The sequence below is a fragment of the Streptomyces sp. 1114.5 genome, assembly GCF_003635085.1.
In the GTDB taxonomy this organism is placed as follows: domain Bacteria; phylum Actinomycetota; class Actinomycetes; order Streptomycetales; family Streptomycetaceae; genus Kitasatospora.
The window spans coordinates 752,323-767,678 of the sequence record NZ_RBXE01000001.1 but is presented as its reverse complement, the minus strand read 5'-3'; the positions used below and the strand labels follow the sequence as shown (position 1 = coordinate 767,678).

Here is a 15,356-nt window from a genome sequence, read left to right as displayed (position 1 = left end):
CGGACTGCCGGCGCTGCCGGCCGCACCCTACCCCGAGGAGGTGCACGCCCGGCTGGCCGCCGACGCCGCCGAGCTGATCGCCCGCTACCCCCAGGCCCGTTCGGCGCTGCTGCCGCTGCTGCACCTGGTGCAGGCCGAGGAGGGCTTCGTCAGCCCGACCGGGATCCGGTTCTGCGCCGGGCAGTTGGACCTCACCACCGCCGAGGTCACCGCCGTCGCGACCTTCTACACCATGTACCGGCGCCGCCCGGCCGGGAAGTACCACGTCGGGGTCTGCACCAACACCCTGTGCGCGGTGCTCGGCGGCGACCAGATCTTCGACGAGCTCCAGGAGCACCTGGGCGTCCGCAACAACGAGACCACCGAGGACGGTGCGATCTCGATCGAGCACATCGAGTGCAACGCGGCCTGCGACTACGCGCCCGTGGTGATGGTCAACTGGGAGTTCTTCGACAACCAGACCCCGGAGAGCGCCCGGCAGCTGGTCGACGACCTGCGGGCCGGCCGGGAGGTCAGGCCCACCCGCGGCGCCCGGCTGTGCGGCTTCAAGGAGACCGCCCGGATCCTGGCCGGCTTCCCCGACGAACGCCCCGGCGCCAACGACGAGTCCGGCGCCGGCGGCGCGCCCTCCCTGGCCGGCCTGCGGCTGGCCCGCGGCGAGGCGCTGCCCGGCACAGCCAGGGTTGTCTCACCCCGCAACGAGCCGCCCCGCAGCGACCAGCCCCGCAACGATCAGCCCCGCCCCGAGGGCACGGGCACCGGCCAGGAAGGGAGCGAGGCGTGATGACCGCCGCCGAGCCGGCCGAGAAGCTGCTCACCCCCGTCCTGTCCGACTCCTGGGACGACAGCCGCCCCTGGACGCTGGACACCTACCGCCGCCACCACGGCTACGAGGGCCTCAAGGCGGCCCTGGCCATGCCCCCGGACGACGTGATCGCCCTGGTCAAGGACGCCGGCCTGCGCGGCCGCGGCGGCGCCGGCTTCCCCACCGGGATGAAGTGGCAGTTCATCCCGCAGAACGACGGCAAGCCGCACTACCTGGTGGTGAACGCGGACGAGTCCGAGCCGGGCACCTGCAAGGACATCCCGCTGCTGTTCGCCAACCCGCACTCGCTCATCGAGGGCATGGTCATCGCCTCCTACGCGATCCGCTGCGACCACGCGTTCATCTACCTGCGGGGCGAGGTCGTCCCGGTGCTGCGGCGGCTGCACGAGGCCGTCGCCGAGGCGTACCGGGCGGGCCTGCTCGGCCGGAACATCCTCGGCTCCGGCATCGACCTCGACATCACCGTGCACGCCGGCGCCGGCGCGTACATCTGCGGCGAGGAGACGGCGCTGCTGGATTCGCTGGAGGGCCGCCGGGGCCAGCCCAGGCTGCGGCCGCCGTTCCCGGCGATCGCCGGCCTCTACGCCTGCCCGACGGTGGTCAACAACGTCGAGTCGATCGCCTCGGTGCCGCCGATCCTGGCCCGTGGCAAGGAGTGGTTCAAGGGCCTGGGCACCGAGAAGTCGCCCGGCTTCACGCTCTACTCGCTCTCCGGCCACGTCACCAACCCCGGCCAGTACGAGGCCCCGCTGGGCATCACCCTGCGCCAGCTGCTCGACCTCAGCGGCGGCATCCGCCCCGGGCACCGGCTGAAGTTCTGGACCCCGGGCGGCTCCTCCACCCCGATGTTCACCGAGGAGCACCTCGACGTCCCGCTGGACTACGAGGGCGTCGGCGCGGCCGGCTCGATGCTCGGCACCAAGGCTCTGCAGGTCTTCGACGAGACCACCTGCGTGGTGCGGGCCGTCACCCGCTGGACGGAGTTCTACGCCCACGAGTCCTGCGGCAAGTGCACCCCCTGCCGGGAGGGCACCTACTGGCTGGTCCAGCTGCTCAAGCGGATCGAGGCGGGCGGCGGCGTCGAGGGGGACCTGGAGAAGCTCCTTGACATCGCCGACAACATCAACGGCAAGTCCTTCTGCGCGCTGGGCGACGGCGCGGCGAGCCCGATCGTCTCCTCGCTCCAGCACTTCCGGGCCGAGTACGAGCAGCACCTGGCCGAGCGCCGCTGCCCGTTCGACCCGGCCGCCTCCACCGTCTGGGCCGACGGCCCCCGCCCCGGTCACCAGTCCGCCACCGAAAGGGAGGTGCACGCGTGACGATCACAGAGCCCACCGCCTCCACGGGAGACAAGCCCGCGGTCGAACTGGTCACGCTCACCATCGACGGCGTCGAAGTGCAGGTCCCCAAGGGGACGTTGGTGATCCGGGCGGCCGAGACCATCGGCACCCAGATCCCGCGCTTCTGCGACCACCCGCTGCTCGACCCGGCCGGCGCCTGCCGCCAGTGCATCGTGGAGATCGAGGGCCAGCGCAAGCCGGTCGCCTCCTGCACCATCCCGGTCGCCGAGGGCATGGTGGTGCGCACCCAGCTCAGCTCGCCGGTGGCCGAGAAGGCCCAGCGCGGCGTGATGGAGCTGCTGCTGATCAACCACCCGCTGGACTGCCCGGTCTGCGACAAGGGCGGCGAGTGCCCGCTGCAGAACCAGGCGATGTCCAGCGGCGCCGCCGACTCCCGCTTCGAGGGCATGAAGCGCACCTTCGAGAAGCCGCTGCCGATCAGCAGCCAGGTGCTGCTGGACCGCGAGCGCTGCGTGCTGTGCGCGCGCTGCACCCGCTTCTCGCAGCAGATCGCCGGCGACCCGTTCATCGACCTGGTGGAGCGCGGGGCGCTGCAGCAGGTCGGCACCGGCGAGGGGGACGACTTCGAGTCCTACTTCTCCGGGAACACCATCCAGATCTGCCCGGTGGGCGCGCTGACCTCGGCGGCCTACCGGTTCCGCTCGCGCCCCTTCGACCTGGTCTCCTCGCCCAGCGTGTGCGAGCACTGCTCGGCGGGCTGCGCCCAACGCACCGACCACCGGCGCGGCAAGGTGCTGCGCCGGCTGGCGGGCGAGGACCCGGCGGTGAACGAGGAGTGGAACTGCGACAAGGGCCGCTTCGCCTTCCGCTACGCCCAGCAGCGGGACCGGCTGACCACCCCGCTGGTGCGGGTGGACGGCGAACTGGTCCCGGCCTCCTGGCCGGAGGCGCTGGCCCGGGCCGCCGAGGGCCTGCGCGGCGCTCGGACGGGCGTGCTGGCGGGCGGCCGGGTGACGGTCGAGGACGCGTACGCGTACGCCAAGTTCGCCCGGGTGGTGCTGGGCACCAACGACGTGGACTTCCGGGCCCGCCCGCACAGTGGCGAGGAGGCGGACTTCCTGGCCGCGGCCGTGGCCGGGCGGGGCGTCGACGTGGACGGCGACGGCCTGACGTACGAGCTGCTGGAGCAGGCGCCGGCGGTGCTGCTGGCGGGCTTCGAGCCGGAGGAGGAATCGCCGATCGTCTTCCTGCGGCTGCGCAAGGCGGTCCGCGGCCGCGGTCAGCGGGTGTTCTCGGTGGCGGCGTTCGGTTCCCGGGGCCTGGCCAAGCTGCGCGGAGCGCTGTTGCCGGCCGCGCCGGGCACCGAGCCGGAGTGGTTCGGGGCGCTGGCGGCGGACGAGCCGCTGAACGACGACGCGGGTCGGGCGGCGGAGCTGCTGCGCACGCCGGGCGCGGTGATCCTGGTGGGCGAGCGGCTGGCCGCGGTGCCGGGCGCGCTGACGGCGGTGCTGCGGCTGGCGCACGCGACCGGTGCCCGGCTGGCGTGGGTGCCGCGCCGGGCGGGTGAGCGCGGTGCCGTGGAGGCCGGCGCGCTGCCGGGCCTGCTGCCCGGCGGCCGTCCGGTGGCCGCTCCGGCGGCGCGGGCGGAGGCGGCAGCGGCGTGGGGCGTGGCGGAGCTGCCGTCCCGGCCGGGCCGGGACACCGACCGGATCCTGGCGGCCGCGGCGAGCGGCGAGCTGGACGCGCTGCTGGTCGGCGGCGTGGACCTCGACGACCTGCCGGACCCTGCGCTGGCCGACGAGGCGCTGGCCGCAGTGCCGTTCGTGGTCTCGCTGGAGCTGCGGCCCTCCGCGGTGACGGCGCGCGCGGACGTGGTGCTGCCGGTGGCGGCGGTGGCGGAGAAGGCCGGCACCTTCCTGGACTGGGAGGGCCGGGTGCGGATGTTCGAGTCGGCGCTCAAGCCGGACCAGCAGATGGGCCGTCACGTGCAGTCGGACCTGCGGGTGCTGACCATGCTGGCGGACGCGCTGGGGCACCGGCTGGGCCTGCCGGACGTCCGGGCGGCCCGGCTGGAGCTGGACGCCTTCACCCCCTGGGAGGGGGACCGCGCGGCCGACCCGGCGGCGCACCCGGGCGTGCTGGCCCGTCCGGCCACAGGCCAGGCGGTGCTGGCGGGTTGGCGTCAGCTGCTGGACAACGGCGTGCTGCAGCAGGGCGATCCGCACCTGGCGGGCACCCGGCACCGGGCGGTGGCGCGGATCTCGGCCGAGACGGCCAAGGAGATCGGCGCCGAGGCGGCCACCGCGCTGCGGGTGACCGGCCCGGCCGGCTCGCTGACCCTGCCGCTGGAGGTCACCGGCTCGATCCCGGACCGCACGGTCTGGATCCCGCTCAACTCCACGCCGGGCGGCGCCCACCGCACGCTCGGCACCACCGTCGGCCACCTGGTGACGATCGCCGCGGCCGAGGTCGAGGCAGCCGTCGAGCCGACAGGGCAGGCCCCGGCGGCACAAACTCCGACGGCACAGGCCTCGGCGGCACAGGCCTCGGCGGCGCAGGCCCCGGCCGGGTCGACCGCGGGTGAAGGGGAGGACCGATGACAACTCCGCAGCCGTACGAGACGCTCCACTTCTTCGGCCAGGACCCTTGGTGGCTGGTCCTGTTGAAGGCGGTCTTCTGCTTCGCCTTCCTGGTCCTGACGGTGCTGGTGGCGATCGTCTGGGAGCGCAAGGTGGTGGCCTGGATGCAGCTGCGCATCGGGCCGAACCGGCACGGCCCGTGGGGCATGCTGCAGTCGCTGGCGGACGGCGTGAAGCTGGCGCTGAAGGAAGACCTGGTGGTCAAGGGCGCGGACAAGGTGGTCTACATCCTGGCCCCGATCGTCTGCGCCATCCCCGCGTTCATGGCCTTCGCGGTGATCCCCTTCGGTCCGGCCGGCAACGAGGTGTCGATCTTCGGCACCCGGACGGCGATGCAGTTGACCGACTTCCCGGTCGCGCTGCTGTACATCCTGGCCACCGCCTCGATCGGCATCTACGGCATCGTGCTGGCGGGCTGGTCCTCCGGGTCGACGTACCCGCTGCTGGGCGGGCTGCGGTCGGCCGCGCAGATGATCAGCTACGAGATCGCGATGGGCCTGTCCTTCGCGGCGGTGTTCATCTACTCGGGGTCGATGTCGACCTCGGAGATCGTGGCGCACCAGCAGCCGACCTGGTTCGCGGCGCTGCTGCCGGTGTCCTTCATCGTGTACGTCATCGCGATGGTCGGCGAGACAAACCGGGCGCCGTTCGACCTGCCCGAGGCCGAGGGCGAGCTGGTCGGCGGCTTCAACACCGAGTACTCCTCGCTGAAGTTCGCGATGTTCATGCTGGCCGAGTACGTGAACATGGTGACGGTCTCGGCGGTGGCCTCGACCCTCTTCCTGGGCGGCTGGCGGGCGCCGTGGCCGGTGTCGACCTTCTGGGAGGGCGCCAACCACGGCTGGTGGCCGCTGCTGTGGATCACGCTGAAGATCCAGCTGCTGCTGTTCTTCTTCATCTGGCTGCGCGGCACGCTGCCCCGGTTCCGCTACGACCAGTTCATGAAGCTGGGCTGGAAGGTGCTGATCCCGGTCTCGCTGGTGTGGCTGGTGCTGATCGCGAGCGTGCGGGCGCTGCGCAACGAGGGCTACGGCTTCGGCGAGGTGGTGCTGTACGTGGGCGCCCCGGTCGGGGTGGTGCTGCTGCTGGTGCTGCTGCGGGACTTCCTGCGCAAGCAGCCCGAGGTCGAGGAGGCGCCCCCGCAGGGCGAGTTCGACCCGATGGCCGGCGGCTACCCGGTCCCGCCGCTGCCCGGCCAGGAGCTCCCGCCGGTGCCCCGCCGGCGCAGCCGCGCCCCGAAGCAACTCCAGGACGCCCTCAACGGGGCCGACCATTCCGAAGGGAGCTGAACCGAGATGTCGTCCGACCAGTCCGACCAGTCCGACCAGTCCGACCGCACGAGCCTCACCGGCCGTGGCGGCCGCACCGGCCGTACCGACCGCACGGACCGGCCCGAGCGGCCCGAGCGGGCCGACCGGCCGTCGGTGCTCGGCCCGGCCGCCGGCTTCGGCGTGACCTTCAAGGCCATGTTCAAGAAGCGGCTCACCGAGCAGTACCCGGAGCAGAAGAAGCCCACCGCTCCGCGCTTCCACGGCCGCCACCAGCTGAACCGGCACCCGGACGGCCTGGAGAAGTGCGTCGGCTGCGAGCTGTGCGCCTGGGCGTGCCCGGCCGACGCCATCTACGTGGAGGGCGCGGACAACCGGGACGACGAGCGTTACTCGCCCGGCGAGCGCTACGGCGCGGTGTACCAGATCAACTACGCCCGCTGCATCCTGTGCGGGCTGTGCATCGAGGCCTGCCCGACCCGCGCGCTGACCATGACCAACGAGTACGAGCTGGCCGACTCCTCCCGGCGGGACCTCATCTTCACCAAGGAGCAGCTGCTGGTGGGCCTGTCCGAGGGCATGGTCGACACCCCGCACGCGATCTTCCCGGGTGCGGACGAGGGCGCGTACTACCGGGGCGAGATCACCGCGGCGGAGCCGGGGACGGTCCAGCAGGAGCGCACCGACCGGGAGAAGGAGGCGCGACCGTGACCTCGTACCTGGCGGAAGCGACCGGGACGACCTCCACGGGTGAGGCCGTCCAGTTCTGGGTGCTCGCGGTGATCGCGGTCGGCGGCGCGCTCGGCATGGTGCTGATGCGCCGGGCCGTGCACAGCGCGCTCTGCCTGGCGGCCACCATGCTGGCGCTGGCGGTCTGTTACATGGCGCAGGGTGCGGTGTTCCTGGGCGTGGTGCAGATCGTGGTCTACACCGGCGCGATCATGATGCTCTTCCTGTTCGTGGTGATGCTGGTCGGCGTCACCAGCGAGGATTCCCTCAAGGAGCAGTTGAAGGGCCAGCGGGTCGCTGCGGCCCTGTGCGGGCTGGGCTTCGGCGTGCTGCTGATCGCCGGGATCGCCAACGCGAAGCTCAACCACTTCACCGGGCTGTCCGAGGCGAACGCCGAGGGCAACGTGCCGGGCCTGGCCAGGCTGATCTTCACCCGCTACGTGTGGGCCTTCGAGGTCACCGGCGCGCTGCTGATCACCGCGGCGATCGGCGCGATGGTGCTGACCCACCGCGAGCACGTGAAGCCGCCGAAGACCCAGCGCGAGCTGGCCGCCCAGCGGGTCAAGGACAACATCCAGCTGCCGCCGCTGCCGGCGCCGGGCGTGTACGCGCGGCACAACGCGGTGGACGTGCCGGCGCTGCTGCCGGACGGCACCGTCGCCGAGGACTCGGTGATGGCGACGCTGCGCGAGCGCGGCCAGATCCGGGACGTCAGCCAGGCGATGCTGCAACGGATGGCGGAGCTGGAGAACAGCACCGCGGACTGGCTGGGCCGTCCGTCCTCGGAGCGGCCGGCGGTGACCGGTCCGCGCAAGTCGCTGGAGCCGGTCCCGAACCACGAGGCCGAGGAGGGCGAGCAGTGAATCCGGTCAACTACCTCTATCTCGCAGCCCTGTTGTTCACCATCGGGGCGGCCGGGGTGCTGATCCGGCGCAACGCGATCGTTCTGTTCATGTGCGTGGAGCTGATGCTCAACGCCTCGAACCTGGCGCTGGTGACCTTCTCGCGGCTGCACGGGACGCTGGACGGCCAGATCATCGCGTTCTTCACGATGGTGGTCGCGGCGGCCGAGGTCGTGGTCGGCCTCGCCATCATCGTCTCGATCTTCCGGACCAGGCACTCCGCTTCGGTCGACGACAGCAACCTGATGAAGCTGTAGGCGGAGGGCCTTCGGTGAACTCTCTCATTCCGCTGCTGGTGGCGGCTCCACTGGCCGGCGCCGCCCTGCTCCTGCTCGGCGGCCGGGCGCTGGACCGGTACGGCCACTGGCTGGCCACCGCGCTCGCTGCGCTCTCGTTCGGCTTCGGCCTGGCGCTGTTCTCGGACATGCTCGGCCGCGACGCCGAGCACCGGGCGGCCACCGAGCACCTGTTCAGCTGGATCCCGGTGAACGGCTTCCAGGCCGACTTCACCTTCCGGCTCGATCAGCTGTCGATGACCTTCGTCCTGCTGATCACCGGCGTCGGCACGCTGATCCACCTCTACTCGGTCGGCTACATGGCGCACGACGAGCGCCGCCGCCGCTTCTTCGCGTACCTGAACCTGTTCCTGGCCGCCATGCTGCTGCTGGTGATCGCCGACAACTACCTGCTGCTGTACTTCGGTTGGGAGGGCGTGGGCCTGGCCTCGTACCTCCTGATCGGCTTCTGGCAGCACAAGCCGAGTGCGGCGACGGCGGCGAAGAAGGCGTTCATCGTCAACCGGGTCGGCGACATGGGCCTGTCGATCGCGATCATGCTGATGTTCGCCGAGTTCGGCTCCTTCGCCTTCGACCCGGTCTTCGGCGGCGCCCACCAGGCGAGCGAGGGCAAGCTGACGGCGATCGGCCTGATGCTGCTGCTGGCGGCCTGCGGCAAGTCGGCGCAGGTGCCGCTGCAGTCCTGGCTCGGGGACGCCATGGAGGGCCCGACCCCGGTGTCGGCGCTGATCCACGCCGCCACCATGGTGACCGCCGGCGTCTACCTGATCACCCGCTCCGCGGCGATCTTCGATCTGGCGCCGGACGCGCAGACCGCCGTGGTGGTGGTCGGTACGGTCACGCTGCTGTTCGGTGCGATCGTCGGTTGCGCCAAGGACGACATCAAGAAGGCGCTGGCCGGCTCGACCATGTCGCAGATCGGCTACATGGTGCTGGCGGCCGGGCTCGGCCCGATCGGCTACGCCTTCGCGATCATGCACCTGGTGACCCACGGCTTCTTCAAGGCCGGGCTGTTCCTCGGTGCCGGGTCGGTCATGCACGGCATGAACGACGAGGTGAACATGCGTCACTACGGCGGCCTGCGCAGGTACATGCCGGTCACCTTCGCCACCTTCGGCCTCGGCTACCTGGCGATCATCGGCTTCCCCGGCCTGTCCGGCTTCTTCTCCAAGGACAAGATCATCGAGGCGGCCTTCGCCAAGGGCGGCACCGAGGGCTGGATCCTCGGCCTGTGCGCGCTGGTCGGCGCCGCCGTCACCGCGTTCTACATGACGCGGGTGATGGTGCTGACCTTCTTCGGCGAGAAGCGCTGGAGGCCGGACGAGGAGGGGAACGCCCCGCACCCGCACGAGTCGCCGAAGACGATGACCGTCCCGATGGTCCTGCTGGCCTTCGGCTCGGTCTTCGCCGGCGGGCTGTTCGCCTTCAACGACTCCTTCCTGAAGTGGCTGGAGCCGGTCACCGGGCACGAGGAGGGCAGTTCACCGCTCGCCCCGCTGACCGTCACCCTGCTGACCACGGCCTGCATGCTGGCCGGCGTCGCCCTGGCGTACCTGATGTACGGGCGCTCGCCCGTCCCGGTGGTGCCGCCGGTCGGCTCCCCGCTCACCCGGGCCGCCCGCCGCGACCTGCTGCAGGACGACTTCAACCACGCCGTGCTGGTCCGGCCGGGCTCGGCGCTCACCGCGACGCTGGTCTTCTTCGACAGCCGCGGCCTGGACGGCTTCGTCAACGGACTGGCCGCCGCGATCGGGGGCCTGTCCGGCCGGCTGCGACGGGTCCAGAACGGCTTCGTCCGCTCGTACGCGCTCTCCATGTTCGGCGGCACGCTGGTGCTGGTCGCCACGACTCTCCTGATGAGGTCCGTGTGATGACTGTTGTTCGCCCTCGTCGCGGGGAATCCACGACCGGCAGGGGAGGAAGGCCATGAGCGCCCTGCTGAGCGTCACCTGTGCCGTCCCGGCGGCCGGTGCGGTGCTGACCGCCGCCCTGCCGGCCGGGTCGTCCGAGTCCCGGCGCCGCACCACCAAGGCCGTCGCCCTGGGCGTCTCGGCCGTCACGCTGGTGCTGGCCGCCGTGGTGGCGGCGCGGTTCGACCCGCACGGCGCCCGCTACCAGCTGACCGAGTCGTACAGCTGGATCCGCTCCTTCGGGATCACCTTCTCGCTCGGCGTGGACGGCATCGGCGCCGTCCTCGCCCTGCTCACCGCCGTCCTGGTGCCGATGGTGATGCTCGCCTCCTGGCACGACGCCGACCCGAGTCCGGCCGACCCGGGCCCGGCCGACCCGGACGGCACCCTCGCCGCTGACACCTTCGAGCGGCGCCGGCGCACCCAGGGCTTCTTCGCCCTGATCCTGGCGGTGGAGGCGATGGTGATCGTCTCCTTCTACGCCACCGACGTCTTCCTGTTCTACGTGTTCTTCGAAGCCATGCTGATCCCGATGTACTTCCTGATCGGCGGCTTCGGGGACCGGGCCGGCGGCCCCGAGTCGGCGCGGCAACGTTCCTACGCGGCCGTGAAGTTCCTGCTCTACAACCTGCTCGGCGGCCTGGTGATGCTGGCCGCCGTGATCGGCCTGTACGTGCTTGCGCAGGACCAGGGCCTCGGCACCTTCGACCTGCCGACCCTGGCCTCGGCCGTCGCCGACGGGAAGCTGCAGCTGAGCGGCACCGCCGAGAAGGCGCTGTTCCTCGGCTTCTTCTTCGCCTTCGCGGTCAAGGCCCCGCTGTGGCCGCTGCACACCTGGCTGCCGAACGCGATGGGCGAGGCCACCGCCGGCACCGCGGTGCTGATCACCGCCGTGGTGGACAAGGTCGGCACCTTCGCGATGCTGCGCTTCTGCCTCGGACTGTTCCCGCACGCCTCGAAGACCTTCGCCCCGGCGATCCTGGTCCTGGCGCTGATCGGGATCGTCTACGGCGCGCTGCTGGCGATCGGCCAGAAGGACATCAAGCGGCTGGTCGCCTACGCCTCGATCTCGCACTTCGGCTTCATCATCATGGGCATCTTCGCCCTGACCAGCCAGGGGCAGAGCGGCGCGACCCTCTACATGGTCAACCACGGCCTCTCCACCGCCGCGTGGATGCTGGTGGCCGGCTTCCTGATCTCCCGCCGCGGTTCGCGGCTGATCGCCGACTACGGCGGCGTGCAGAAGGTCGCCCCGGTGCTCGCCGGGACGTTCCTGATCGGCAGCCTGGCGACCCTGTCGCTGCCCGGCCTCGCCCCCTTCGTCAGCGAGTTCCTGGTGCTGGTGGGCACCTTCACCCGCTACCCGGCGATCGGGATCGTGGCGACCTTCGGCATCGTGCTGGCCGCGCTGTACGCCCTGCTGCTGTACCAGCGCACCATGACCGGCCCGGTGAAGGACGGGGTCCGGACGATGCCCGACCTCAAGGCCCGCGAACTCGCCGTGGTCGCCCCGCTGGTGGCGCTGACCATCCTGCTCGGCGTCTACCCCAAGCCGCTCACCGACCTGGTCAACCCCTCGGTGAACGCGACGCTGTCGCAGGTCCACGAGACCGACCCGGCGCCGGCCCACCCGGTCGCCGCCACCTCAGGAGGTGAGCAGAAGTGAGCGCGACCGCAGTGCTCGCCGCCGCCGGCGGCAACACCCCCAGCATCCCGGCGCCGCACATCGAGTACGGCCAACTCTCCCCGATGCTCGTGGTGTTCGGCGCCGCCGTGGCCGGCATCCTGGTGGAGGCCTTCGTGCCCCGCCGGTTCCGGCACTGGACACAGGTGACGCTCGCCCTGGCCGGGCTGGTCGGCGCCTTCGCGGCGGTGGTGGTGCTGGCCGTGCAGAGCCACGGCTTCACCAGGATCGACCTGCTGGCCATGGAGTCGGTGGCGCTGGACGGCCCGGCGCTGTTCCTGCAGGGCGTGATCCTGCTGGCCGCGGTGGTCGCGGTGCTCACCTACGCCGAGCGGAAGCTGGAGCCCAGGGCCGGTGGACGGCCGGCCGACGCCTTCGCCGCCCAGGCCGCCGCCACCCCCGGCGGCGAGCAGGAGCGGGCCGCGCTCCGGGCCGGCTTCGCCACCAGCGAGGTCTTCCCGCTCACCATGTTCGCGGTCGGCGGGATGCTGCTGTTCCCCGCCGCCAACGACCTGCTGACGATGTTCGTGGCGCTGGAGGTCTTCTCGCTGCCGCTGTACCTGCTGTGCGCGCTGGCCCGGCGCCGCCGGCTGCTCTCCCAGGAGGCGGCCGTCAAGTACTTCCTGCTCGGTGCCTTCGCCTCGGCGTTCTTCCTGTTCGGCACCGCGCTGCTGTACGGCTACGCGGGCAGCGTGAAGCTCGGCGACATCGGGGACGTCATCTCCGGCAAGGCGATGACCACCCCCGCGCAGCTGAGCACCACCCAGAGCGACGTGCTGGTGCTGACCGGCCTGGCGATGCTGGCGGTCGGCCTGCTGTTCAAGGTCGCCGCGGTGCCCTTCCACTCCTGGACCCCGGACGTCTACCAGGGCGCGCCCACCCCGGTGACCGGTTTCATGGCGGCGGCCACCAAGGTCGCGGCCTTCGGCGCCTTCCTGCGGCTGTTCTACGTGGCCTTCCCCGGCCTGCGGCTGGACTGGCGGCCGGTGATGTGGGGGGTTGCGATCCTCACCATGGTGGTGGGCGCGGTGCTGGCGGTGACGCAGCAGGACGTGAAGCGGCTGCTGGCCTACTCGTCGATCGCGCACGCCGGGTTCATCCTGACCGGCGTGATCGCCGTCAACAAGCAGGGCATCTCCTCGGTGTTGTTCTACCTGCTGGCGTACTCCTTCGTGACGCTCGGCGCGTTCGCCGTGGTCACCCTGGTGCGCGACTCCAAGGGCGAGGCCACCCACTTGTCCAGCTGGGCCGGGCTCGGGCGGCGCTCGCCGCTGGTGGCGGCGGTGTTCGCACTCTTCCTGCTGGCCTTCGCCGGGATCCCGCTGACCTCAGGCTTCACCGGGAAGTTCGCGGTCTTCCAGGCGGCGGCGAGCGGCGGGGCGATCCCGCTGGTGATCGTCGGTGTGCTCAGTTCGGCGGTGGCCGCGTTCTTCTACATCCGGGTCATCGTGCTGATGTTCTTCTCGGACCCGCAGCCGGGCGGGCCGACGGTGGCGATCCCGAGCGCCTTCACGGCGACCGCGATCGGGGTCGGGGTGCTGGTGACGCTCGGTCTCGGTCTGCTGCCGCAGTACTTCCTCGACCTGGCCTCCAAGGCCTCGCTGTTCGTGCGCTGACCCTTTCCGAGGAGCCGGGGCGGGGGAGTTCGGAAGGCTCCCCCGCCCTTATATCCGTCCGGATCGGCCCGCACCGCCGGACGACCCGCGCAGCTGCCCTGACCAGGGCGTCCGGCCCGATCATGACAGGATCCGCACGCCCGTGCAGTGATCCACTCGCGACCGGATACCCTGCCTGTATGGCCAGCGGCGGCACTCAGGGACCAGGCCGCTAGATCGACCAGGGACAGAGGAGTGGTCTTCGTGACCGTCGTGGAACCCTTCGGGCTCAGCGTGCAGGACCGCGACCTGACCCGGGACGTCCAGGCCGGACTTGAAGCGGTGGAGGCGGCGCTCGGCGAGGCCGTCAAGAGCGACGTCCCGTTCATCACCGTCACCGCCAGTCACCTCCTCGAAGCCGGCGGCAAGCGCTTCCGTCCGCTGCTCCTGCTGCTCGCCGCCCAGTTCGGCGACCCGGGGGCGCCCGGCGTGGTGCCGGCCGCGGTGGTCGTCGAGCTGACCCACCTGGCCACGCTGTACCACGACGACGTCATGGACGAGGCCCCGGTGCGCCGCGGAACCCCGAGCGCCAACTCCCGCTGGGACAACTCGGTCGCCATCCTCACCGGCGACTTCCTGTTCTCCCGCGCCTCCCAGGTGCTGGCCGACCTCGGCCCGGAGGCCGTGCGGATGCAGGCCGAGGCCTTCGAGCGGCTGGTCACCGGCCAGATCCTGGAGACCCGCGGCCCCGGCCCGGAGATGGACCCGCTCCTGCACTACCTGGACGTCCTGGAGGGCAAGACCGGCTCGCTGATCGCCGTCTCCTGCCGGATGGGAGCGCTGACGGCCGGCGCCGGGCCCGAGCTGGTGGACACCCTCGGCGAGTTCGGCGAGCGGATCGGCATCGCCTTCCAGCTGGCCGACGACGTGCTCGACATCTCCAGCGACGGCCACGAGTCCGGCAAGACCCCCGGCACCGACCTGCGCGAGGGCGTGCCGACCCTGCCGACCCTGCTGCTGCAGCAGATGCCGGCCGACCCGGCGGACCCGGACGACGCCCGCCTGCGCGAACTGCTCTCCCAGGACCTCTCGGACGATGCGCTGCACGCCGAGGCGCTGCGCCTGATGCGCGCCCACCCGGCGCTGGAGCGCGCCCGCGCCGAGACCCTGCGCCGGGCCGAGGAGGCCCGGGCGCTGCTCGCCCCGCTGCCGGACTGCCCGGCGAAGGCCGCCCTGGAAGGGCTCTGCGACGCGGTGGCGATCCGCACCGTCTGACGGCCGGGCCGCCCGCCGCGGGTGCCGCGGCGGGCGTCCGGCCGGTTCGGATGGGGGAGACTGGCTCCCGTCAGCTCGCCGGAGCTCACCCGAGCTCGCCACAGCCGGAAGGTCGCCATGCGTCGCGTCGTCATCGCCGAGGACTCCGTACTGCTGCGGGAGGGACTGACCCGGCTGCTCACCGATCGCGGCCTGGAGGTCGTCGCGGGCGTCGGGGACGGCGAGGCCCTGGTGAAGACCATCCACGACCTGGCCGCGGCCGACGCGCTGCCCGACGTCGTGGTCTCCGACGTGCGGATGCCGCCGACCCACACCGACGAGGGCCTGCGCGCCTGCGTCGAGCTGCGCGGCCGCTACCCGCAGCTGAACGTGTTGGTGCTGTCGCAGTTCGTGGAGGAACGTTACGCCTCGGAGCTGCTGGCCGGATCCACCCGGGGCGTCGGCTACCTGCTCAAGGACCGGGTCGCCGAGGTGCGCGAGTTCGCCGACGCGGTCGTCCGGGTCGCCGACGGCGGTACGGCGCTGGACCCGGAGGTGGTGCAGCAGTTGCTCAGCCGCAGCCGCAAGGGTGATGTTCTGGCCAATCTCACGCCGCGGGAGCGCGAGGTGCTCGGGCTGATGGCCGAGGGCCGCACCAACGCCGCGGTGGCCAAGCAGCTGGTGGTCTCCGACGGCGCGGTGGAGAAGCACGTCAGCAACATCTTCCTCAAGTTGGGCCTGGCCCAGAGCCCGGAGGACCACCGGCGGGTGCTGGCCGTGCTGACCTACCTCAACTCCTAGCACCTGTCCCAGCCGTCCCACCCGGCCCCCGGCCGCGGAATGATCTCCGGCGGACGGACGTTCTCCCTCACGTGCGGTACGGACGCAGGCCGGTGATTTCCCGCCGCATGCGGGAGTTCCGTCCCAGGCCGACTCCACCCGCATAGGATGC

The 15,356-nt window shown here is 71.7% G+C and carries 12 protein-coding genes; all 12 read left to right on the top strand.

All coding sequences use genetic code 11. The features are described from left to right. Nucleotides 1-4 precede the first annotated feature (4 nt). The 12 genes from nuoE to BX285_RS03205 all read left to right on the top strand — a co-directional run bounded on the left by nuoE (nucleotide 5) and on the right by BX285_RS03205 (nucleotide 15,205). Nucleotides 5-784, top strand: coding sequence for an NADH-quinone oxidoreductase subunit NuoE (nuoE, locus tag BX285_RS03260; protein ID WP_121177204.1), 780 nt, complete (start codon nucleotides 5-7; stop codon nucleotides 782-784). Beyond that, the gene (gene nuoF, locus BX285_RS03255) at nucleotides 784-2,145 is read left to right on the top strand and encodes an NADH-quinone oxidoreductase subunit NuoF (protein ID WP_097236581.1); all 1,362 of its coding nucleotides are present in this window, start codon (nucleotides 784-786) and stop codon (nucleotides 2,143-2,145) included. The genes nuoE and nuoF overlap by 1 nt, the downstream gene beginning before the upstream one ends. Further along, on the top strand, nucleotides 2,142-4,727 hold the full coding sequence (locus BX285_RS03250; RefSeq protein WP_121174424.1) for an NADH-quinone oxidoreductase subunit G: 2,586 nt from the start codon (nucleotides 2,142-2,144) through the stop codon (nucleotides 4,725-4,727). The genes nuoF and BX285_RS03250 overlap by 4 nt, the downstream gene beginning before the upstream one ends. Beyond that, nucleotides 4,724-6,055, top strand: a complete 1,332-nt coding sequence (nuoH, locus tag BX285_RS03245) for an NADH-quinone oxidoreductase subunit NuoH (RefSeq protein ID WP_097236579.1) — start codon at nucleotides 4,724-4,726, stop codon at nucleotides 6,053-6,055. Before BX285_RS03250 ends, nuoH begins: the two co-directional genes overlap by 4 nt. 6 nt (nucleotides 6,056-6,061) lie before the next feature. Then, entirely contained in the window at nucleotides 6,062-6,745 is a 684-nt protein-coding gene (nuoI, locus tag BX285_RS03240; RefSeq protein WP_259470419.1) for an NADH-quinone oxidoreductase subunit NuoI, read from the top strand. Continuing rightward, nucleotides 6,742-7,626 carry an NADH-quinone oxidoreductase subunit J gene (locus tag BX285_RS03235; RefSeq protein ID WP_097236578.1) on the top strand — a complete coding sequence of 295 codons (885 nt, stop codon included), beginning with the start codon at nucleotides 6,742-6,744 and terminating at the stop codon, nucleotides 7,624-7,626. Before nuoI ends, BX285_RS03235 begins: the two co-directional genes overlap by 4 nt. Continuing rightward, nucleotides 7,623-7,922, top strand: a complete 300-nt coding sequence (gene nuoK / locus BX285_RS03230; RefSeq protein WP_030060110.1) for an NADH-quinone oxidoreductase subunit NuoK — start codon at nucleotides 7,623-7,625, stop codon at nucleotides 7,920-7,922. The genes BX285_RS03235 and nuoK overlap by 4 nt, the downstream gene beginning before the upstream one ends. A 14-nt stretch (nucleotides 7,923-7,936) precedes the next feature. Continuing rightward, nucleotides 7,937-9,832, top strand: a complete 1,896-nt coding sequence (gene nuoL / locus BX285_RS03225; protein WP_121174423.1) for an NADH-quinone oxidoreductase subunit L — start codon at nucleotides 7,937-7,939, stop codon at nucleotides 9,830-9,832. Nucleotides 9,833-9,887: 55 nt separating this feature from the next. After that, nucleotides 9,888-11,537, top strand: coding sequence for an NADH-quinone oxidoreductase subunit M (locus BX285_RS03220; RefSeq protein WP_121174422.1), 1,650 nt, complete (start codon nucleotides 9,888-9,890; stop codon nucleotides 11,535-11,537). Beyond that, complete coding sequence (gene nuoN, locus BX285_RS03215) at nucleotides 11,534-13,171, top strand: NADH-quinone oxidoreductase subunit NuoN (RefSeq protein WP_097236575.1); 1,638 nt, start codon at nucleotides 11,534-11,536, stop codon at nucleotides 13,169-13,171. Before BX285_RS03220 ends, nuoN begins: the two co-directional genes overlap by 4 nt. 243 nt (nucleotides 13,172-13,414) lie before the next feature. Beyond that, on the top strand, nucleotides 13,415-14,425 hold the full coding sequence (locus BX285_RS03210) for a polyprenyl synthetase family protein (RefSeq protein ID WP_097240049.1): 1,011 nt from the start codon (nucleotides 13,415-13,417) through the stop codon (nucleotides 14,423-14,425). Nucleotides 14,426-14,542: 117 nt separating this feature from the next. Beyond that, the gene (locus BX285_RS03205; RefSeq protein WP_030060117.1) at nucleotides 14,543-15,205 is read left to right on the top strand and encodes a response regulator transcription factor; all 663 of its coding nucleotides are present in this window, start codon (nucleotides 14,543-14,545) and stop codon (nucleotides 15,203-15,205) included. Nucleotides 15,206-15,356: the final 151 nt, after the last annotated feature.